Source organism: Pseudomonas defluvii (assembly GCF_001695625.1).
GTDB lineage: Bacteria > Pseudomonadota > Gammaproteobacteria > Pseudomonadales > Pseudomonadaceae > Aquipseudomonas > Aquipseudomonas defluvii.
The window spans coordinates 21,018-39,462 of the sequence record NZ_MBPN01000044.1 but is presented as its reverse complement, the minus strand read 5'-3'; the positions used below and the strand labels follow the sequence as shown (position 1 = coordinate 39,462).

20 protein-coding genes are annotated in these 18,445 nt (G+C 60.0%); all 20 read right to left on the bottom strand.

The genetic code is table 11. The features are described 5' to 3' along the window. Positions 1 to 245: 245 nt before the first annotated feature. Entirely contained in the window at positions 246 to 638 is a 393-nt protein-coding gene (locus EKA13_RS14075; RefSeq protein WP_065760016.1) for a DUF2802 domain-containing protein, read from the bottom strand. Position 639: 1 nt separating this feature from the next. Continuing rightward, positions 640 to 1,119, bottom strand: a complete 480-nt coding sequence (locus EKA13_RS14070) for a chemotaxis protein CheW (RefSeq protein WP_065760015.1) — start codon at positions 1,117 to 1,119, stop codon at positions 640 to 642. 67 nt (positions 1,120 to 1,186) lie between these two features. Next, a complete protein-coding gene (locus tag EKA13_RS14065; protein ID WP_065760014.1) occupies positions 1,187 to 2,056 on the bottom strand; it encodes a CheW domain-containing protein in 870 nt (289 codons plus the stop codon). After that, complete coding sequence (locus EKA13_RS14060; RefSeq protein ID WP_065760013.1) at positions 2,056 to 2,844, bottom strand: ParA family protein; 789 nt, start codon at positions 2,842 to 2,844, stop codon at positions 2,056 to 2,058. Before EKA13_RS14060 ends, EKA13_RS14065 begins: the two co-directional genes overlap by 1 nt. Before the next feature lie 45 nt (positions 2,845 to 2,889). Next, positions 2,890 to 3,777: a flagellar motor protein MotD gene (gene motD, locus EKA13_RS14055; RefSeq protein WP_065760012.1), complete on the bottom strand. Its 888-nt coding sequence runs from the start codon at positions 3,775 to 3,777 to the stop codon at positions 2,890 to 2,892. Positions 3,778 to 3,780: 3 nt separating this feature from the next. Then, complete coding sequence (locus EKA13_RS14050; protein WP_065760011.1) at positions 3,781 to 4,521, bottom strand: flagellar motor protein; 741 nt, start codon at positions 4,519 to 4,521, stop codon at positions 3,781 to 3,783. Beyond that, a complete protein-coding gene (locus tag EKA13_RS14045; protein ID WP_065760010.1) occupies positions 4,521 to 5,636 on the bottom strand; it encodes a protein-glutamate methylesterase/protein-glutamine glutaminase in 1,116 nt (371 codons plus the stop codon). The genes EKA13_RS14050 and EKA13_RS14045 overlap by 1 nt, the downstream gene beginning before the upstream one ends. Before the next feature lie 45 nt (positions 5,637 to 5,681). After that, complete coding sequence (locus EKA13_RS14040; RefSeq protein ID WP_065760009.1) at positions 5,682 to 7,922, bottom strand: chemotaxis protein CheA; 2,241 nt, start codon at positions 7,920 to 7,922, stop codon at positions 5,682 to 5,684. Between the two features lie 12 nt (positions 7,923 to 7,934). Continuing rightward, on the bottom strand, positions 7,935 to 8,723 hold the full coding sequence (locus EKA13_RS14035; protein ID WP_065760008.1) for a protein phosphatase CheZ: 789 nt from the start codon (positions 8,721 to 8,723) through the stop codon (positions 7,935 to 7,937). A gap of 20 nt (positions 8,724 to 8,743) precedes the next feature. Further along, on the bottom strand, positions 8,744 to 9,118 hold the full coding sequence (locus tag EKA13_RS14030; protein ID WP_176717425.1) for a chemotaxis response regulator CheY: 375 nt from the start codon (positions 9,116 to 9,118) through the stop codon (positions 8,744 to 8,746). A 106-nt stretch (positions 9,119 to 9,224) separates the two neighbouring features. After that, positions 9,225 to 9,965 carry an RNA polymerase sigma factor FliA gene (gene fliA / locus EKA13_RS14025; protein ID WP_065760006.1) on the bottom strand — a complete coding sequence of 247 codons (741 nt, stop codon included), beginning with the start codon at positions 9,963 to 9,965 and terminating at the stop codon, positions 9,225 to 9,227. Beyond that, positions 9,962 to 10,795 (bottom strand): flagellar synthesis regulator FleN, encoded by an 834-nt coding sequence (gene fleN / locus EKA13_RS14020; RefSeq protein WP_065760005.1) that lies wholly within the window; start codon positions 10,793 to 10,795, stop codon positions 9,962 to 9,964. Before fleN ends, fliA begins: the two co-directional genes overlap by 4 nt. A gap of 120 nt (positions 10,796 to 10,915) precedes the next feature. Further along, positions 10,916 to 12,226: a flagellar biosynthesis GTPase FlhF gene (gene flhF, locus EKA13_RS14015; protein ID WP_065760004.1), complete on the bottom strand. Its 1,311-nt coding sequence runs from the start codon at positions 12,224 to 12,226 to the stop codon at positions 10,916 to 10,918. An 11-nt stretch (positions 12,227 to 12,237) separates the two neighbouring features. Then, the gene (flhA, locus tag EKA13_RS14010; protein ID WP_065760003.1) at positions 12,238 to 14,367 is read right to left on the bottom strand and encodes a flagellar biosynthesis protein FlhA; all 2,130 of its coding nucleotides are present in this window, start codon (positions 14,365 to 14,367) and stop codon (positions 12,238 to 12,240) included. A gap of 180 nt (positions 14,368 to 14,547) precedes the next feature. Further along, positions 14,548 to 15,684 (bottom strand): flagellar biosynthesis protein FlhB, encoded by a 1,137-nt coding sequence (gene flhB / locus EKA13_RS14005; protein WP_065760002.1) that lies wholly within the window; start codon positions 15,682 to 15,684, stop codon positions 14,548 to 14,550. A 2-nt stretch (positions 15,685 to 15,686) separates the two neighbouring features. Continuing rightward, positions 15,687 to 16,463, bottom strand: a complete 777-nt coding sequence (gene fliR, locus EKA13_RS14000) for a flagellar biosynthetic protein FliR (RefSeq protein ID WP_065760001.1) — start codon at positions 16,461 to 16,463, stop codon at positions 15,687 to 15,689. A 7-nt stretch (positions 16,464 to 16,470) separates the two neighbouring features. Then, entirely contained in the window at positions 16,471 to 16,740 is a 270-nt protein-coding gene (gene fliQ, locus EKA13_RS13995) for a flagellar biosynthesis protein FliQ (RefSeq protein WP_065760000.1), read from the bottom strand. Positions 16,741 to 16,751: 11 nt separating this feature from the next. Beyond that, positions 16,752 to 17,504 carry a flagellar type III secretion system pore protein FliP gene (gene fliP, locus EKA13_RS13990; RefSeq protein WP_065759999.1) on the bottom strand — a complete coding sequence of 251 codons (753 nt, stop codon included), beginning with the start codon at positions 17,502 to 17,504 and terminating at the stop codon, positions 16,752 to 16,754. Beyond that, positions 17,504 to 17,953 (bottom strand): flagellar biosynthetic protein FliO, encoded by a 450-nt coding sequence (fliO, locus tag EKA13_RS13985; RefSeq protein ID WP_065759998.1) that lies wholly within the window; start codon positions 17,951 to 17,953, stop codon positions 17,504 to 17,506. Before fliO ends, fliP begins: the two co-directional genes overlap by 1 nt. Further along, positions 17,954 to 18,418 carry a flagellar motor switch protein FliN gene (gene fliN, locus EKA13_RS13980; RefSeq protein ID WP_065759997.1) on the bottom strand — a complete coding sequence of 155 codons (465 nt, stop codon included), beginning with the start codon at positions 18,416 to 18,418 and terminating at the stop codon, positions 17,954 to 17,956. Between the last annotated feature and the right edge of the window lie 27 nt (positions 18,419 to 18,445).

The following is an 18,445-nucleotide window of genomic DNA, read 5'->3' as shown; positions in this document are numbered from 1 at the left end:
TGCGAGGCATCCATGCCTCGCACCCCACTACGCGATGGCTCCACTCAGCCTCCTGAAGGGACGCCTTGCAGCGCCTGACATTCCGCGCACTAACCAGCAAAGCACTCGCAGATGCTCGCTGCTTCGCTTGTCCGCGAAGGCTTCACGTAGCGCAGGGCCGGTTGTCGGGATAAGGGAGGAACTCGCCGCTTATCCGTGAAGGTAAACGGCGGTTTATCTTGGCCTTGATGCAGCTGATTGGGTGCTTAGCCGCGGTGCAGCTTACTCATCAGCTCTGCCTCGGCCTGGGTCAGGCCGCAGGACTGGGTCAGTTCGTCGACGCTGGCACCCATGCCGACCAAGCGCTCGGCCTGGGCAAACGACAGGCTGTTGGGGTCACGCTGCTCCAACTGCATCAGCTTGTCAGGCAACGGTGCCACGACCGCACGCAACTCATGCAGGGCTTCGCCCATTCGCACGGTGCCATTCTGGTAATCGTCCAGGCGCTTGGCCAGGTCCTTGATGCGCTGATCGCGCAGCGCATCACCCTGGGCCTGTTGCGAGGCCAGCTCACGCTGGCGCTTGCTATACCCCAGAAACAGCCACAGGCTCACCGCCCAGAGCAGCGCCAGAAAAATGACTGCAACCTCGAAAATCAAATCAGATGTTCTCCAGCTCTGACCACTCTTCCTCGGTCATCATCTTGTCCAACTCAACCAGAATCAGCAGCTCGCCGTTCTTGTTGCATACGCCTTGAATGAACTTGGCCGATTCCTCGTTGCCCACATTCGGCGCGGTTTCAACTTCCGATTGGCGCAGGTAAACCACTTCGGCAACGCTGTCGACCAGAATACCAACGACTTGCTTGTCCGCTTCGATGATGACGATACGGGTGTTGTCGCTGACATCGGTCGGTGCCAGGCCAAAGCGCTGACGCGTATCGATCACGGTGACGACGTTACCGCGCAGGTTGATGATGCCCAGCACGTAGCTCGGCGCACCCGGCACAGGCGCAATCTCGGTGTAGCGAAGCACTTCCTGCACTTGCATCACATTGATGCCGTAGGACTCGTTGTCCAGGCGGAAGGTCACCCACTGCAGAATCGGATCTTCGGAACCTTGTGCAGATGTCTTTTTCATTCCCCTAACCCTCAAAATCCGCCGTTGGCGGTGTGCTCAGTGTGACCGCACGCGGTGCGGCCATCATTTATGGTTGTTTGTGCATCTGCTTGACCGCGCCGCTGGCAATCAGCTCAGCCAGTTCGGCGACATCCAGCAACGCGCACATATGCTCAATCACGGTACCGGCCAGCCATGGCCGCTGGCCACGTTGGCTACGCCATTTGATTTCGCCGGGGTCCAGGCGCAGCGAGCGGCTGACCTGATGCACCGCCAGCCCCCACTCGTAGCCTTGCACCGAAATCACATACTGCAGCCCCTGACGGAAATCATCGCGGTAGCGGTCCGGCATGACCCAACGGGCAGTGTCCAGCACTTTCAGGTTGCCGGCCTGGCTCGGCAGAATGCCAAGAAACCAGTCAGGTTGGCCGAACAACGGTGTCAGTTCCTGACCCGCCAGCGAGTAGATCGAGCCCAGGCAGACCAGCGGAACGGCCAGCGTCAGCCCGGCGACATCGAACAACAGGCACTCAAACGGTTCGGCAGCCCAGGCTGGGCGACCGTCTGTGCTAGCCGGAGGCACTGGCGGATTGAGCGCAGGCGGCAGATGAACCTCAACCAAGGGTTCAACCGGCACTGGCGCCTCAACCACCGGAGCCGCTGGGGCTACTGCGACCTCCAGCGGTGGCGCGATAACAGGCATTGCCAGCCGGCTCGGCTCGGCAAAGACCGTTGTGGTGACTTCTACCGATACAGACGGCTGGCGCTTGGCATCACGCACCTGCTCTTCAAGCACGGCAGCCTGAAATTCGTCCAGTTCCGCTGGCACTTCGACAGGCGGGCGAAGCGTTTCAACACGCGGCGGCTCCAACTCTTCGGTCGCTTCCTGCAACAAGCCATCCAGGTAGGATTGCAGGGCCATTTGTGGCCGGGTGGCGATCAGCGCGGGGCGAGTCATCAAGCCACCTGCGCTGCGGCGTTGTGGGTAAGCAACTGCTTGAGCAGCGCCCTGTAAGCGGTTACGCCACGGCTTTTGCCATCGAATTGCGAAGGCGTCAAACCGGCCCGGCTGGCATCACGCAGGCGCGTATCAACCGGGATGTAGCCCTGCCAGATATGTTCCGGGTAACTGTCACGCAGCACCCGCAGCGTGCCCATGGAAGCCTGGGTACGCCGATCGAACAACGTCGGCACGATATGGAACGGCAACGCCTGCTTGCGTGAGCGGTTCACCATCGCAAGCGTGCTGACCATGCGCTCCAGGCCTTTGACCGCCAGGTATTCGGTTTGCACTGGAATCACCAGTTGCTGGCTGGCAGCCAGGGCGTTGACCATCAACACGCCGAGTAACGGTGGGCTGTCGATGATGGCGTAGTCGAAATCCTGCCACAGCTGCGCCAGACTCTTGGCGATCACCAGGCCCAGGCCGCTTTGCCCGGGAGACTGACGCTCCAGGGTGGCGAGGGCGGTACTCGATGGCAACAACGAGATATTGTCGTGACTGGTCGGCAGCAGCAGCTGCCCCGGCAAGCCTTCGGGGACAGTGCCCTTGTGCAGGAACAAGTCGAAGCTGCTGTGCTCCAGGGTATCGGGATTGTGCCCGAAGTAGCTGGTCATGGACCCATGAGGGTCGAGGTCAACCACGACCACGCGCTTGCCCGCATCAGCCAGCAAACCGGCCAAGGCGATGGACGTGGTGGTCTTGCCGACGCCACCTTTTTGATTGGCTACTGCCCAGACTCTCATTGCGCTGCTTCCTCCCGCTACGGCAACCTGCCCTACCGGGATCGGTTATAAGGTCGGTGACGGGGAATTGACGGGGCTGGCCCCGACCGTCGGTGATACCACTCGCGGTGCAGTTTGTGTGCCAGCTCGCTTCATTGCTGCATCTGGCGTGGCATTGGCACTGCCCGTACCGGTCAGGCTGCGGCGCACCTCCAGGTTACGCGAGATCACCAGCACCACCCGACGATTGCGCGCACGCCCTTCTGCCGTGGTATTGCTGGCAATCGGCTGGAACTCGCCATAGCCCACCGACGCCATGCGTGCGGGGTTAACGCCTTCCATCGCCAACAGGCGCACAATGCTGGCCGCACGCGCCGACGACAGCTCCCAGTTGGTCGGGTACTGCGCCGTGCGAATCGGCAAATCGTCGGTGAACCCTTCGACATGCACCGGGTTGGCGAAAGGCTTCAGGATCCGCGCCACTTTTTCGATGATATTGAAGGCCGCGTCGCTGGGCATGGCGTCGCCACTGCCAAACAGCAGCGAAGAGTTCAACTCGATCTCCACCCACAACTCGTTGCCGCGCACCGTCATCTGATCGGATTTGATCAAATCACCGAAGGCGTCCCGAACATCGTTGGTGATGGTCTTGAGTGGATCGCTGTTGGTTTGAGCAAGCCCGGCATCGACCTGTTCGCTATCGCGGATCAGCGGTTCGGCTGGTTTGACGCTGAGCGGCTGCTCATCGCCAATCGGAATCGGCCGCATGCTCCGTTCGGGGTCATTGAAAACCCCGAGCAGGGCCTGGGAAATTATTTTGTACTTGCCCTCGTTGATCGAGGAGATCGAGTACATGACCACGAAGAAGGCGAACAACAAGGTAATGAAGTCGGCGTACGACACCAGCCAGCGTTCGTGGTTCTCATGTTCCTCGGGGGCGCGACGACGAGCCATGTATTACTCCATGAAGCCCTGAAGCTTCAACTCGATCGAACGCGGGTTTTCACCTTCTGCAATCGACAACAGGCCTTCCAGGAGCATTTCCCGGTAACGCGACTGACGCAGGGCCAGCGCCTTGAGCTTGTTGGCGACCGGCAGCAGGATCAGGTTGGCACTGGCAACACCATAGATCGTCGCCACGAACGCAACGGCAATGCCATTGCCCAGCTGGGACGGGTCGGCCAGATTGCCCATCACATGGATCAAACCCATTACCGCACCGATGATGCCGATGGTTGGCGCATAGCCGCCCATGCTCTCGAACACTTTTGCAGCCTGGATATCGCGGCTTTCCTGGGTGTAGAAATCCACCTCGAGAATGCTGCGAATCGCTTCCGGCTCCGCACCATCGACCAGCAGTTGCAAGCCCTTGCGCGCATAGGGATCGGGCTCGGCGTCCGCCACCCCTTCCAGGCCCAGCAGGCCCTCTTTGCGCGCCGTCAGGCTCCAGTTGACTACCCGATCAATACCACCGGCCAGGTCAACCCGTGGCGGGAACAGGATCCAGATGACAATCTGCATCGCGCGCTTGAAAGCGCTCATCGGCGACTGCAGCAACGAAGCCGCCAACGTGCCGCCGAGCACGATCAGCGCCGCAGGGCCGTTGATCAAGGCAGACAGGTGGCCGCCTTCCAGGTAGTTGCCACCAATGATGGCAACAAAGGCCAGGATGATCCCGATGAGGCTCAAGACATCCATTAGACGCACGCCTCGACCAGATGCCGACCGATGTCATCCAGGCCGTACACCGCGTCCGCCAGATTGGCCTTGACGATCGCCATGGGCATGCCATAGATCACGCAGCTGGCTTCATCCTGAGCCCAGACCTGGCTGCCGCCCTGCTTGAGCAGGCGAGCACCTTCGCGGCCATCAGCGCCCATGCCGGTCAACACCACGGCCAATACCTTGTCGCCGTAGGACTTCGCGGCAGAACCAAAGGTGATGTCCACGCACGGTTTGTAGTTCAGACGCTCGTCGCCCGGGAGGATTTTCACCGTACCCCGCGCATCAACCATCATCTGCTTGCCACCAGGGGCCAGCAGCGCCAGGCCTGGACGCAACACGTCACCGTCCTCGGCTTCCTTGACACTGATCTTGCAGAGCTTGTCCAGGCGTTCGGCAAACGCCTTGGTGAACGCCGCCGGCATGTGCTGGATCAATACGATCGGCGCCGGGAAGTTTGCCGGCAGCTGGGTCAGTACGCGCTGCAGGGCAACCGGGCCGCCTGTCGACGTGCCGATGGCCAACAGCTTGTAGGACTTGCGTTTGGGTGCAGGCGAGCTGGGTGCGGCCGCACGTGCTGGCGCGCTAGCAGGCGCTGGGCGCGAGAGGCCTGGCGACGCCATGCTGCTGACACTGTGCTGGGCGCTGGGCGCTGGAGCCGGTGCTGGCGTGGCGAAACTGCTGAAGCGGCGGTTACTGCGGGAAATGGTATGAACCTTTTCGCACAGCAGTTGCTTGACCTTTTCCGGGTTGCGCGAGATGTCCTCGAAGTTCTTCGGCAGGTAATCCACCGCACCGGCATCCAGTGCATCAAGGGTAACGCGAGCACCTTCATGGGTCAGCGAGGAGAACATCAACACCGGCGTCGGGCAACGCTGCATGATGTGCCGAACGGCAGTGATGCCATCCATCATGGGCATTTCATAGTCCATGGTGATGACATCAGGCTTGAGCGACAGTGCTTGGTCGATCGCTTCCTTGCCGTTGGTCGCGGTGCCCACGACCTGGATAGTCGGGTCCGCTGAAAGAATTTCCGAGACACGGCGGCGGAAGAAACCGGAATCATCCACCACCAGGACCTTGACTGCCATAAACACTCCATTACGGGGCGCGGTCGAAAGACCGCGCCACCGGGATCAAATACGCCGGGCAGCGTAACGCTTGAGCATGCTCGGAACGTCGAGGATCAGCGCAATGCGCCCGTCACCGGTAATGGTGGCGCCCGACATCCCAGGGGTGCCTTGCAGCATCTTGCCCAGCGGCTTGATGACCACCTCTTCCTGGCCGACCAGTTGATCGACGACGAAGCCGATCCGCTGAGTGCCCACCGAGAGGATCACCACATGGCCTTCGTGCTGCTCTTCATGAGCGGCAGAGCTGACCAACCAGCGCTTGAGGTAAAACAGTGGCAACGCCTTGTCGCGTACGATCACCACTTCCTGGCCGTCAACCACGTTGGTACGCGACAGGTCGAGGTGGAAAATTTCGTTGACGTTGACCAGCGGGAACGCGAACGCCTGATTGCCCAGCATGACCATCAGCGTCGGCATGATCGCCAAGGTCAACGGCACCTTGATCACGATCTTCGAACCCTGGCCCTTGGCCGAGTAGATGTTGATCGAGCCGTTGAGCTGGGAGATCTTGGTTTTCACCACATCCATGCCGACACCACGGCCAGACACATCGGAGATCTCGGTCTTGGTGGAAAAGCCCGGGGCGAAGATCAGGTTGTAGCAGTCCGACTCGCTCAGGCGATCGGCTGCATCCTTGTCCATCAGGCCCTTTTCCACCGCCTTGGCGCGCAGCACGTTGGGGTCCATGCCCTTGCCGTCGTCAGAGATCGACAAGAGGATGTGATCGCCTTCCTGCTCAGCCGACAGTACGACCTTGCCACCACGCGATTTGCCTGCGGCTTCACGCTCTTCCGGTGTTTCGACACCGTGGTCGACAGCGTTGCGCACCAAGTGAACCAGCGGGTCGGCCAAGGCCTCGACCAGGTTTTTGTCCAGGTCGGTCTCTTCGCCCACCAGCTCCAGGTTGATCTCTTTCTTCAACTGGCGCGCCAGGTCACGAACCAGGCGCGGGAAGCGCCCGAAGACCTTCTTGATCGGCTGCATGCGGGTCTTCATGACCGCGGTCTGCAGGTCAGCGGTGACCACGTCAAGGTTCGACACTGCCTTGGACATGGCCTCATCGCCGCTGTTCAAGCCCAGGCGAACCAGGCGGTTACGCACCAGTACCAGCTCGCCGACCATGTTCATGATCTCATCGAGGCGGGCAGTATCGACGCGCACCGTGGTTTCGGCTTCGCTGGCGGCATGCTTGTCGGCTGACGCCGGAGCGGCCTGACGCGCAGGTGCTGCCGCTGCAGCGGCAGCAGGCTTGGCGACGGGAGCAGGTGCAGGTGCTGCAGCGGGCACGGGCTTGGCCGCAGGTTTGGCCTCAGGCTTGGCTACTGCCGCATCTGCGACCGAGGCCGTTGCTGCTGCGCCCTCGGCAAATTTACCTTTGCCGTGGATCTGATCGAGCAACGCTTCGAACTCGTGCTCGGAAATATGGTCGCCAGACGCTTCGGTAGCAGCGGGCTCGACAGCCGCGGCCGGCAGTGCATCCACAGCAAAGGTACCCTTGCCATGAAGCTGATCCAGCAGCGCTTCAAATTCGTCGTCGGTAATTTCGTTGCTGGCTTCAGTGCCTGCCTCGACAACCGCTGCCGACGCAGGCGCAGCAGGTGTGGGAAGGCTGTCGGCAGCAAACTGGCCTTTGCCGTGCAGTTGGTCGAGCAATGACTCAAATTCGGCATCGGTGATTTCATCACCCGCCGCTGCTGCCGGAGCAGCAGGCGCCTCGGCCTCGGCCTTGACGGCGTTGAGCGAGTCGAGCAGTTGCTCGAACTCCGTATCGGTAATGTCGCCAGAGGCTTGCTCAGCGGGCACCTCGGCAACCGGCTCTGGCTCTGGCTCGGGTGCAGCGGCCTGCTGGGCCGAAGCCGGCTCAGCCAAGCGTGCCAGCGCAGCCAGAAGCTCTGGCGTGGCCGGCGTCACATCGCTGCGCTCGCGGACCTGGCCGAACATGCTGTTGACCGTGTCCAGGGCTTCCAGGACCACGTCCATCAGCTCGGAGTCAACGCGACGCTCACCCTTGCGCAGAATGTCGAACACGTTCTCGGCAATATGGCAGCACTCCACCAGCTCATTGAGCTGGAGGAAGCCGGCGCCCCCTTTTACAGTGTGAAAGCCGCGAAAGATTGCATTGAGCAGATCCGCATCATCAGGCCGGCTTTCCAGCTCGACCAATTGCTCGGACAGTTGCTCAAGAATTTCGCCGGCTTCTACCAGGAAATCCTGGAGGATTTCTTCATCGGCGCCGAAGCTCATTAAACGTGCTCCCTAAAAACCCAGGCTGGACAACAGATCGTCGACATCGTCCTGACCGGACACGACGTCTTCACGCTTATCGGCATGAATCTGCGGACCTTCACCTCGAGTCGGATGTTTTTCTTGATCTTTTTCAGCACGTAGCTGCTGGTGGTCATGTTCAATACCGGCAAAGCGGTCGACCTGACTGGCCATCAATACGAGCTTGAGCAGATTGCTTTCTACTTCGGTAACCAGTTGCGTGACGCGCTTGATCACCTGGCCGGTCAGGTCTTGGTAGTCCTGAGCCAACAGAATGTCATTGAGGTGGCCTGCCACTTCACGGGTGCCGGCCTCGCTGCGCGTCAGAAAACTGTCAACGCGACGCGCCAGCTCGCGAAACTCCGGCGCAGCCACTTCTCGACGCATGAAACGCTGCCAGTCGGCACTCAAGGTACTTGCCTCGGCACTCAATTCTTGAAGCACCGGCGTACTTTGCTCGACCAGGTCCATGGTCCGGTTAGCCGCGCCCTCGGTGAGCTTGACCACATAGGACAAGCGCTCGGTGGCATCGGTGATCTGCGACACTTCCTCAGCCTGCGGCATCTGCGGGTCAATATGAAAACTGACGATCGCACTATGCAACTCGCGGGTGAGCTTGCCGACTTCCTGATACAGGCCGCGATCACGGGTCTGGTTCAGCTGATGGATCAGTTGTACCGCGTCGCCGAATTTACCTCGTTCAAGGCTATCGACAAGCTCGTTGGCATGTTTCTTCAGTGTCGACTCGAAGTCGCCCAACGACGATTGTTTATGCTCCATAAGCGCCCCCGTGGCGTACCTCAGCTATTGACGCGCTCGAAGATCTTCTCGATCTTTTCTTTCAACACCTGAGCCGTGAATGGTTTTACCACGTAACCATTAACGCCAGCCTGAGCCGCCTCAATGATCTGATCACGCTTGGCCTCTGCCGTTACCATCAGCACCGGCAGGTGTTTCAGGCGTTCGTCAGCGCGCACCGTACGCAGCAGGTCGATGCCGGACATGCCAGGCATGTTCCAGTCCGTTACCAGAAAATCGAAGTTACCGCTGTGCAGCATTGGCAGTGCAGTGACGCCGTCGTCCGCTTCCTGGGTATTGGTGAAGCCCAGGTCACGCAACAGGTTCTTGATGATCCGCCGCATCGTCGAAAAATCGTCAACGATGAGGATTTTCATGTTCTTGTCCAATTAGACCTCCAAGCAGTCTTTAACGCGCTCAGCGCTGAACGCGCACTCAATCAAATCCGGCACAACATTTTCACGACTGCATGAAACCCAGCAATCAACGCGCGCGCCATTCTCCCAGCCGCCCACGCAAGCGTGCAGCACACTGGCTGTGCAACTGGCTGACCCGCGACTCACTGACCCCAAGCACCTCGCCGATTTCCTTGAGGTTCAGCTCTTCGTCGTAATACAGCGCCAGCACCAGCCGCTCACGCTCAGGCAAGTTGGCAATCGCATCTGCCAACGCTGCCTGAAAGCGCTCGTCTTCCAGATCGCGCGAAGGCTCGACCTGGGCGCTGGCGCCGTCCTCGTGCAGCCCTTCATGCTCGCCGTCCTGCAACAGGTCGTCGAAGCTGAACAGGCGACTGCCCAAGGTGTCATTCAAAATCCCGTAATAATCATCGAGACTCAATTGAAGTTCGGCAGCAACCTCATGATCTTTAGCGTCACGACCTGTTTTTGCTTCAACAGCGCGAATTGCATCACTGACCATGCGGGTATTGCGATGAACCGAACGCGGCGCCCAATCCCCCTTGCGCACCTCATCCAGCATCGCACCGCGGATGCGAATACCGGCATAGGTCTCAAAACTGGCACCTTTGCTTGAGTCATACTTGTTCGCCACCTCAAGCAAACCGATCATGCCGGCCTGAATCAGGTCTTCAACCTGAACACTGGCGGGCAAACGCGCCAACAGGTGGTAAGCGATGCGCTTGACCAGCGGCGCGTAGCGTTCGACCAACTCATACTGCGCGTCGCGCGAAGCCTTGCTGTACATCCGGAAACCGCTGGCACTCATAGAGCAGGCCCCACACTGGTCGGCTGCACCAGACGCTCGACGAAGAACTCCAGATGGCCGCGTGGGTTGGCTGGCAGCGGCCAGCTATCGACCTTCTGGGCGATGGCCTTGAACGCCAACGCGCACTTGGAACGCGGAAAGGCTTCATAGACCGCTCGCTGCTTCTGCACGGCTTTACGCACGCACTCGTCATACGGCACTGCACCGACGTATTGTAGGGCGACATCGAGGAAGCGATCCGTGACCTTGGTCAACTTAGCGAACAGATTGCGCCCTTCCTGAGGGCTTTGCGCCATGTTCGCCAGCACGCGGAAGCGGTTCATGCCGTAATCACGGTTAAGCAGCTTGATCAACGCATAGGCGTCGGTAATCGAGGTCGGCTCGTCACAGACCACCAGCAACACTTCCTGGGCTGCTCGAACGAAGCTGACCACCGAGTCACCAATACCCGCAGCGGTGTCGATCACCAGCACATCGAGGTTGTCGCCTATATCGCTGAACGCCTGAATCAGGCCGGCATGCTGAGCGGGCGCCAGGTGAACCATGCTTTGCGTACCCGAAGCGGCAGGCACGATGCGCACACCGCCCGGCCCCTGCAGCAGCACGTCGCGCAGCTCGCAGTGCCCTTCGATAACGTCGGCCAGGGTTCGCTTGGGCGTGAGGCCCAGCAACACGTCGACGTTAGCCAGGCCCAGGTCGGCGTCCAACAGCATGACGCGACGGCCGAGCTCGGCCAACGCCAGTGACAAGTTCACTGACACGTTAGTCTTGCCAACGCCACCTTTGCCGCCGGTCACGGCGATCACCTGTACGGGATGCATGCTACCCATGTTTGTTCTTTACCTTGTCTTGCTTAGACCGAGGCCACATGACTGGCTGCACTTTCAAACACCTGAAAAATGCCTGGCAGACCATTGATGTAGATACTTTGCAACGTCTTCACCGACACCTCAGCCAACACGCTTGGGGCCGTGATAGAGATCAGCGAACATATCGGCCATGGCCTCCTCGCTGGGCTCGTCCTGCATTTGCACACTGACCGCGCGGCTGACCAACTGGTGGCGGCGCGGCAAGTGCAAGTCATCCGGAATGCGCGGCCCATCGGTCAGATAGGCCACCGGCAATTCATGACTGATCGCCAGGCTCAACACTTCACCAAGGCTGGCGGTTTCATCAAGTTTAGTCAGGATGCAACCGGCCAGCCCGCAGCGTTTGTAGCTGTGGTAGGCCGCCGTCAGCACCTGTTTCTGGCTGGTCGTCGCCAACACCAGGTAGTTCTTCGCCTGGATACCACGACCGGCCAGCGTCTCCAACTGCATGCGCAGGGCCGGATCACTGGCCTGCAAACCTGCGGTATCGATCAGTACCACGCGCTTGCGCAGCAAGGGCTCCAACGCCTGCCCCAAGGACTGCCCCGGATCGACATGGGTGACCGAAACATTAAGGATACGCCCTAACGTCTTCAGTTGTTCCTGGGCGCCGATGCGGAAACTGTCCATGCTCACCAGGGCCAGGTTCTGCGCGCCGTACTTGAGCACGTAGCGGGCTGCCAACTTCGCCAGCGTAGTGGTCTTGCCCATACCCGCCGGACCGACCATGGCGATCACGCCACCCTCTTCGATCGGATCGACTTCCGGCACGCTGATCATCCGCGCCAGGTGGGCCAGCAACATCCGCCAGGCATGGCGTGGTTCTTCAATTTCGGCGGTCAGGTCAAGCAGCTCGCGCGACAGCGGTCCCGACAAGCCAATACGCTGCAGGCGGCGCCAGAGGCTCGCTTGCTGCGGCTTGCTGCCCTGCAGTTGAGTCCACGCCAGCGAACCCAGCTGCACTTCCAGCAATTCACGCAAACCGGACAGCTCGTTACGCATCGAGTCAAACAGGCGCTGATCTACCGCAGGCGCCGGCGCGACCCGAGGGCGCTCCGGCTCATCGACATGCGGCTCGATCAGCGGCTCCGACGCAGTCAGTGGCAGGCCGGCGAACAACTGACGATTCGCCGTCTCGTCACCCTCGACGCGACTGCTCAATTCGGCTTGGGCAGTGACGATGCGCGACTGAGTCTTGCGCAGCTCGTCCTCAAGCTCGACATTGGGAACACGTGGCGACAAGGCAGACAACTTGTAGTCCAGCGCAGCCGTCAGCTCGACACCGCCAGCAATCCGTCGGTTGCCGATGATGGCGGCCTCAGCCCCCAGCTCATCACGAACCAACTTCATGGCCTGACGCATATCGGCTGCGAAAAAACGCTTAACTTGCATAACCCACTACCTCAGCCGTTGGGGCCTACTGTGGCAACGATGGTGACTTGCTTGTTGTCAGGTATTTCCTGATACGCCAAAACATGCAAATTCGGTACTGCCAGGCGACCAAAACGCGACAACATTGCCCGTATCGGCCCTGCGACCAACAAGATCGCTGGTTGCCCTTGCATTTCTTGACGCTGGGCAGCCTCGATTAACGAACGCTGAAGCTTTTCAGCCATGCTTGGCTCAAGAAGAACGCCCTCTTCTTGACCTTGCCCGGCCCTTTGTAAACTATTGAGCAAAATCTGTTCCAACCTTGGCTCAAGCGTGATGACTGGCAGCTCAGACTCAGTGCCGACAATGCTTTGCACGATGGCGCGACACAATCCGACGCGCACCGCAGCCACCAAAGCGGCGGTATCTTGACTCTTCCCGGCGTTGTTCGCGATGGCTTCGGCAATGCTGCGGATATCGCGCACGGGTACCTGCTCGGACAACAGCGCCTGCAACACCTTGAGCAACCCAGACAGCGACATAATGCCCGGTACCAGCTCCTCGGCCAGTTTCGGCGAGCCCTTGGCCAACACCTGCAGCAACTGCTGAACCTCTTCGTGACCAATCAGCTCATGACAATGCTTGTGCAGGATCTGGTTCAAGTGCGTAGCAACCACGGTGCTGGCATCGACCACGGTGTAACCCAGCGACTGGGCCTGGCTGCGCTGCCCCACGTCGATCCACACAGCCTCCAGGCCGAAGGCCGGGTCCTTGGCGGCAATGCCATTGAGCGTACCAAAGACCTGCCCCGGGTTAATCGCCAGTTCCCGGTCAGGATAAATTTCCGCCTCAGCCAGGATGACCCCCATGAGCGTCAGGCGGTAAACACTTGGCGCAAGATCCAGGTTGTCGCGGATGTGCACCGTCGGCATCAGGAAACCGAGGTCCTGGGAGAGCTTTTTGCGCACGCCCTTGATCCGCGCCAACAGTTGCCCACCCTGATTGCGGTCGACCAACGGAATCAGGCGATAACCCACTTCCAGGCCGATCATGTCAATCGGCGTGACGTCGTCCCAACCCAGCTCTTTGGTTTCCATCGCTCGCTGCGGAGACGGCAGCAGGTCTTGCTGCATCTGGGCCATTTCCTGCGCCTTGAGCTTGGCCAGATTCTGCTTGCGCCACACCATGTAGGCGGCACCACCGGCCAGCGCCGCCAGGCCAATAAAGGCAACGTGCGGCATGCCCGGTACCAGGCCCATGACCAGCATGATCCCGGCCGAAACCGCCAAGGCCTTCGGCGACTCGAACATCTGCCGGTTGATCTGCTTGCCCATGTCCTCGGAACCCGAGGCACGCGTCACCATGATCGCCGCGGCGGTGGACAACAGCAGCGATGGCAACTGCGCCACCAAACCGTCACCAATGGTCAACAAGGCGTACACCTTGCCCGCATCGGCGAAGGTCATGTTGTGCTGGAACATACCGACGGCCATACCGCCGATCAGGTTGATGAACAGAATCAGCAGGCCGGCGATGGCGTCACCGCGCACAAACTTGCTGGCACCGTCCATGGAACCATAGAACTCGGCCTCCTGAGCCACCTCGGAGCGGCGCGCCTTGGCCTGGGCCTGATCGATCAGGCCGGCGTTGAGGTCGGCGTCGATTGCCATTTGCTTGCCCGGCATCGCGTCGAGGGTAAACCGCGCACTCACTTCGGAGATACGCCCTGCACCCTTGGTAACCACGACGAAGTTGATGATCATCAGGATGGCGAAGACCACGATACCGACCACGTAGTTACCGCCGATCACCACCTCACCAAAGGCCTGAATCACCTTACCGGCCGCAGCGTGACCATCATGACCATGGAGCATGACCACCCGCGTCGACGCTACGTTCAACGCCAGCCGTAGCAGCGTCGCCACCAGCAGAATGGTCGGAAAAACAGCAAAATCCAGTGGGCGCAGTGCGTAGACACACACCAGCAGGACCACAATCGACAGGGCAATGTTGAACGTGAAGAACACGTCGAGCAGGAACGGCGGGATCGGCAACATCATCATTGCCAGCAACACCAGCAGCAACAGCGGCACACCCAGGTTTCCTCGGCCAAGGCCGACCAGGTTGCTACGGGCGCTGTTGATTAACTGAGTGCGATCCACCGGTATTCCTCTCAAGCAAACTTTTGACGCCACGAAGGCGCGTGGCGCTGCCTTTGCAAGAAGCCTTCCAACTTTGCATCTGTCGCGCAACAAGCGGCTTTCAGAGGGGCCAGAACGTATGCGGTGCAGTCATCGCAGGCAAGCCGGCTGGCTACAGGACGCCATCACATCAGGGTAGGATCAGGAGTCCCGACGCAAATCCGGCGGAATCGGTACGTCCTTGAGGGGGTCAGGCGCCTTGCCTTTGCCAGCACGGTACTGGCGGACCTGGAAGACATAGGCCAGTACCTGGGCCACCGCCAGGTAGAGGCCCGCCGGTATTTCTTCCTCAAGCTCGGTGGAGTAGTAGATCGAACGCGCCAACGCCGCCGACTCAAGAATCTGGATCTTGTGCTCACCCGCGATTTCACGAATCTTCAGCGCAATGAAGTCAGTGCCCTTGGCCAGCAGCAATGGCGCACCGCCCTTATCAGGGTCGTACTTGAGTGCCACGGCATAGTGCGTCGGGTTGGTGATGACCACATCGGCTTCGGGAATCGCCGCCATCATCCGGCGCTGCGACATCTCGCGCTGGGTCTGTCGAATGCGCTGCTTGACCTCGGGGCGACCTTCACTGTCCTTGTACTCGTCACGCACTTCCTGCTTGGTCATCAACAGCTTCTTGTGTGCCTGCCAAAGCTGCAATGGCGCGTCCACGGCGGCGATCAGCAGCAATCCCGCCGCCATCCACAAGGCACTCCAGCCCACCACCTGAACGCTATGGATGACTGCCTGATCAAGCGGCTCGTGCGCGATGGCAATCAGGTCGTCGCGATCTGAAGACAGCACCACCAAGGCCACCAGCAAGATCACAAAGAACTTGGCCAGCGCCTTGAGCAACTCGGTCAGCGCATGCATGGAGAACATCCGCTTGATCCCGGACATCGGGTTCATTCGGCTGAACTTCGGTGCCAGGCTACTGCCGGCAAACAAAAACCCGCCCAGGGAAATAGGCCCGATGATCGCGGCCAGCAGCAGCACCAGCAACACCGGCTGAGTGGCGAGTATGGCCATCTTGCCCGAGGCCAACAGAAAGATCCCCATGGAGCGCTCGTCGATGAGCACCTCGCGGGACAAGGTGAAATTGATCCGCATCAGCTCCATCAGCGTTTCCGCCAACGCACCGCCGAAGACCAGCAACCCGCCCGCGCCCGCCAGGGTCACGGCAACCGTATTGAGTTCTTTGGAGCGCGCAATCTCGCCCTTTTCACGAGCGTCCTTCTTGCGCTTGTCGGTGGGGTCTTCTGTTTTATCCTGACCGCTCTCGCTCTCAGCCATGCTCAGCGCGCCCTCGCCAGTTCACGCAGCCATTGCAGGGCCTCGGAGGCCAATGACTGGTAATGGGACAGAATGTCGGCCAGACCGACCCAGAAAATCCCGAGCCCCAATACCAGGGTCAAGGGAAAACCGATGGAAAAAATGTTCAACTGCGGCGCGGCGCGGGTCATCACGCCAAAGGCGATGTTGACCACCAGCAGTGCGGTAATCGCCGGCAGTACCAGCAGCAGTGCTGCGCCCAATACCCAGCCCAGGCGCCCGGCCATGTCCCAGAAATGATTGACCAGCAGACCGCTGCCAATCGGCAAGGTGGTGAAACTCTCGGTGAGCACCTCGAAAACCACCAGATGGCCATTCATCGACAGAAACAACAGGGTCACCAGCATCGTCAGGAACTGACTGACCACCGCGACATTGACGCCGTTGGCCGGATCGACCATCGAGGCAAACGCCATCCCCATCTGAATCGCAACAATCTGCCCGGCAATCACGAAGGCCTGGAAGAACAGCTGCAGCGCCATACCGAACAGGGCACCGATGATCACCTGTTCGGCAATCAGCAGCAGCCCACTGAGGCTCAAGGGATTGACCTCAGGCAGAGGCGGCAAGCCAGGCACGATGACCACCGTAATAGCCACCGCGAAATACAGCCGGATGCGGGCTGGCAACAAGGTGGTACCGAATATCGGCATGGTCATCAGTACGGCAGCGACGCGAAACAGCGGCAGGATGAACGACGCCACCCACGTGCTGATCTGCGCATCGGTCAACTCGAGCATGCCGTACTCAACCGATCAGCTGCGGAATACTGCCGTACAGCGACAGGATGTACTCCATGAACGTGCGAACCAACCACGGCCCTACCACGATCAGGGTCACCAGCATCACCAACAGCCGCGGCAAGAAGCTCAGGGTCTGTTCGTTGATCTGGGTGGCCGCCTGAAACATCGCGACCACCAGGCCGACCAGCAGGCTCGGCACTACCAGTACCGCCACCATCATCGTGGTCAGCCACAGCGCATCGCGAAACAGGTCGACAGCGACTTCCGGGGTCATGCGCGATTCTCCTAGACGCCGCCGAAACTGCCGGCCAGGGTACCAATGATAAGCGCCCAGCCGTCCACCAGCACGAAGAGCATGATCTTGAACGGCAACGAGATGATCAACGGCGAGAGCATCATCATACCCATGGCCATCAGTACGCTGGCGACCACCAGGTCAATGATCAGAAACGGAATAAAGATCATGAAGCCGATTTGAAACGCCGTCTTGAGTTCCGATGTCACAAAGGCGGGCACCAGGATCGTCAACGGCGCCTGGTCGGGCGTTGCAATGTCGGTACGCTTGGACAGCCGCATGAACAGATCAAGGTCGCTCTGCCGGGTTTGCGCCAGCATGAAATCCTTCAGCGGCACTTCGGCCTTGGCAATCGCATCCTGCGCGGTAAGCGTCTCGTTCAGGTAAGGCTGTAGCGCATCGCGATTCACCCGGTCGAACACCGGGGCCATGATGAACATGGTCAGGAACAGTGCCATGCCGGTAAGGATCTGGTTCGACGGAGTCTGCTGCAAGCCCAGGGCCTGGCGCAAAATCGAGAAGACGATGATGATCCGGGTAAAACTGGTCATCAGGATGACGAACGCCGGGATGAAACTCAGCGCCGTCATGATCAACAGGATCTGCAGGCTGACGGAGTACTCCTGCTGCCCATTCGCCCCATTGGACAAGGTAATCGCCGGGATCGACAGCGGATCGGCAGCCAAGGCCAACGGCGCCGCCAGCATCAGCAGCAGCGTCAACATCATGCGCAATGCGCCCATTACGTCTTGTCCTTCTGATCCTTGCCCAGCAACTCCATCAGGCGCTGAGCGAATTCCGGTGTAGCCTGTCGCGCACCCGACGGCACTTCGACCGGCTCACGCAACACATGCAACGCTTCGATCGTGCCAGGCGAGTGCCCCAGCAAAATCTGCTCATTGCCTACCTTGACCAGCAGCAGGCGGTCGCGCGGCCCCAAGGCCCGCGTACCGATGATCTCAATGACCTGATCGCCTCGCGGCGCAGCCTGCTGCACCCTGCGCAGCAACCAAGCCAGAAAGAAGATCAACCCCACCACCAACAGCAAGCCCAGCACCAACTGCGCCAACTGCCCACCGACACTTCCCGGCGCAGCCGACGCGGACGCTGTCGCCGCCGGCTGCGCCGCGAGGGCCACGTCGACGCAGAACAGGCCGGCCGCAGCAAGGCCCTTGAGCAGAGTGTTTTTCACTTAGCGCAGCTTCTTGATACGTTCGCTCGGGCTGATCACGTCAGTCAGACGAATACCGAACTTCTCGTTGACCACAACCACTTCACCGTGCGCAATCAGCGTACCGTTAACCAGCACATCCAGCGGCTCCCCGGCCAGGCGATCAAGCTCGATCACCGAACCCTGGTTGAGTTGCAGCAGGTTACGGATGTTGATTTCAGTACTGCCGACTTCCATGGAGATGCTCACCGGAATATCCAGGATCACATCCAGGTTCGGGCCTTCAAGGCTGACCTGTTCATTGCTGCGCGGCGAGGAAGGAAATTCCTCCATCGGCAGGCGGCCCGAAGCAGGCGTGGTGCTACCGCCGGACATCAGGGCATCGATGTCGGCCTGACCGCCCTCGCCAGTTTCACTCAAGGCAGCGGCCCACTCATCGGCCAGCGCCTGATCTTCCATGGAGGTGATATCGTTTTCGTCAGCCATTTTGTCCTCGACGGGCAATCAATTCGG

Excerpts from the sequence above, each read along its gene's own strand:
- fliP (WP_065759999.1), bottom strand. The coding sequence starts at position 17,504 with ATGGGCGCATTGCGCATGATGTTGACGCTGCTGCTGATGCTGGCGGCG.
- fliN (WP_065759997.1), bottom strand. The coding sequence starts at position 18,418 with ATGGCTGACGAAAACGATATCACCTCCATGGAAGATCAGGCGCTGGCC.
- EKA13_RS14065 (WP_065760014.1), bottom strand. The coding sequence starts at position 2,056 with ATGACTCGCCCCGCGCTGATCGCCACCCGGCCACAAATGGCCCTGCAA.
- fliA (WP_065760006.1), bottom strand. The coding sequence starts at position 9,965 with ATGAGTGCCAGCGGTTTCCGGATGTACAGCAAGGCTTCGCGCGACGCG.
- EKA13_RS14070 (WP_065760015.1), bottom strand. The coding sequence starts at position 1,119 with ATGAAAAAGACATCTGCACAAGGTTCCGAAGATCCGATTCTGCAGTGG.
- EKA13_RS14045 (WP_065760010.1), bottom strand. The coding sequence starts at position 5,636 with ATGGCAGTCAAGGTCCTGGTGGTGGATGATTCCGGTTTCTTCCGCCGC.
- flhB (WP_065760002.1), bottom strand. The coding sequence starts at position 15,684 with ATGGCTGAGAGCGAGAGCGGTCAGGATAAAACAGAAGACCCCACCGAC.
- fliQ (WP_065760000.1), bottom strand. The coding sequence starts at position 16,740 with ATGACCCCGGAAGTCGCTGTCGACCTGTTTCGCGATGCGCTGTGGCTG.
- EKA13_RS14040 (WP_065760009.1), bottom strand. The coding sequence starts at position 7,922 with ATGAGCTTCGGCGCCGATGAAGAAATCCTCCAGGATTTCCTGGTAGAA.
- EKA13_RS14050 (WP_065760011.1), bottom strand. The coding sequence starts at position 4,521 with ATGGATGTCTTGAGCCTCATCGGGATCATCCTGGCCTTTGTTGCCATC.
- EKA13_RS14030 (WP_176717425.1), bottom strand. The coding sequence starts at position 9,118 with ATGAAAATCCTCATCGTTGACGATTTTTCGACGATGCGGCGGATCATC.
- flhF (WP_065760004.1), bottom strand. The coding sequence starts at position 12,226 with ATGCAAGTTAAGCGTTTTTTCGCAGCCGATATGCGTCAGGCCATGAAG.
- fliR (WP_065760001.1), bottom strand. The coding sequence starts at position 16,463 with ATGCTCGAGTTGACCGATGCGCAGATCAGCACGTGGGTGGCGTCGTTC.
- fleN (WP_065760005.1), bottom strand. The coding sequence starts at position 10,795 with ATGGGTAGCATGCATCCCGTACAGGTGATCGCCGTGACCGGCGGCAAA.
- EKA13_RS14035 (WP_065760008.1), bottom strand. The coding sequence starts at position 8,723 with ATGGAGCATAAACAATCGTCGTTGGGCGACTTCGAGTCGACACTGAAG.
- motD (WP_065760012.1), bottom strand. The coding sequence starts at position 3,777 with ATGGCTCGTCGTCGCGCCCCCGAGGAACATGAGAACCACGAACGCTGG.
- EKA13_RS14060 (WP_065760013.1), bottom strand. The coding sequence starts at position 2,844 with ATGAGAGTCTGGGCAGTAGCCAATCAAAAAGGTGGCGTCGGCAAGACC.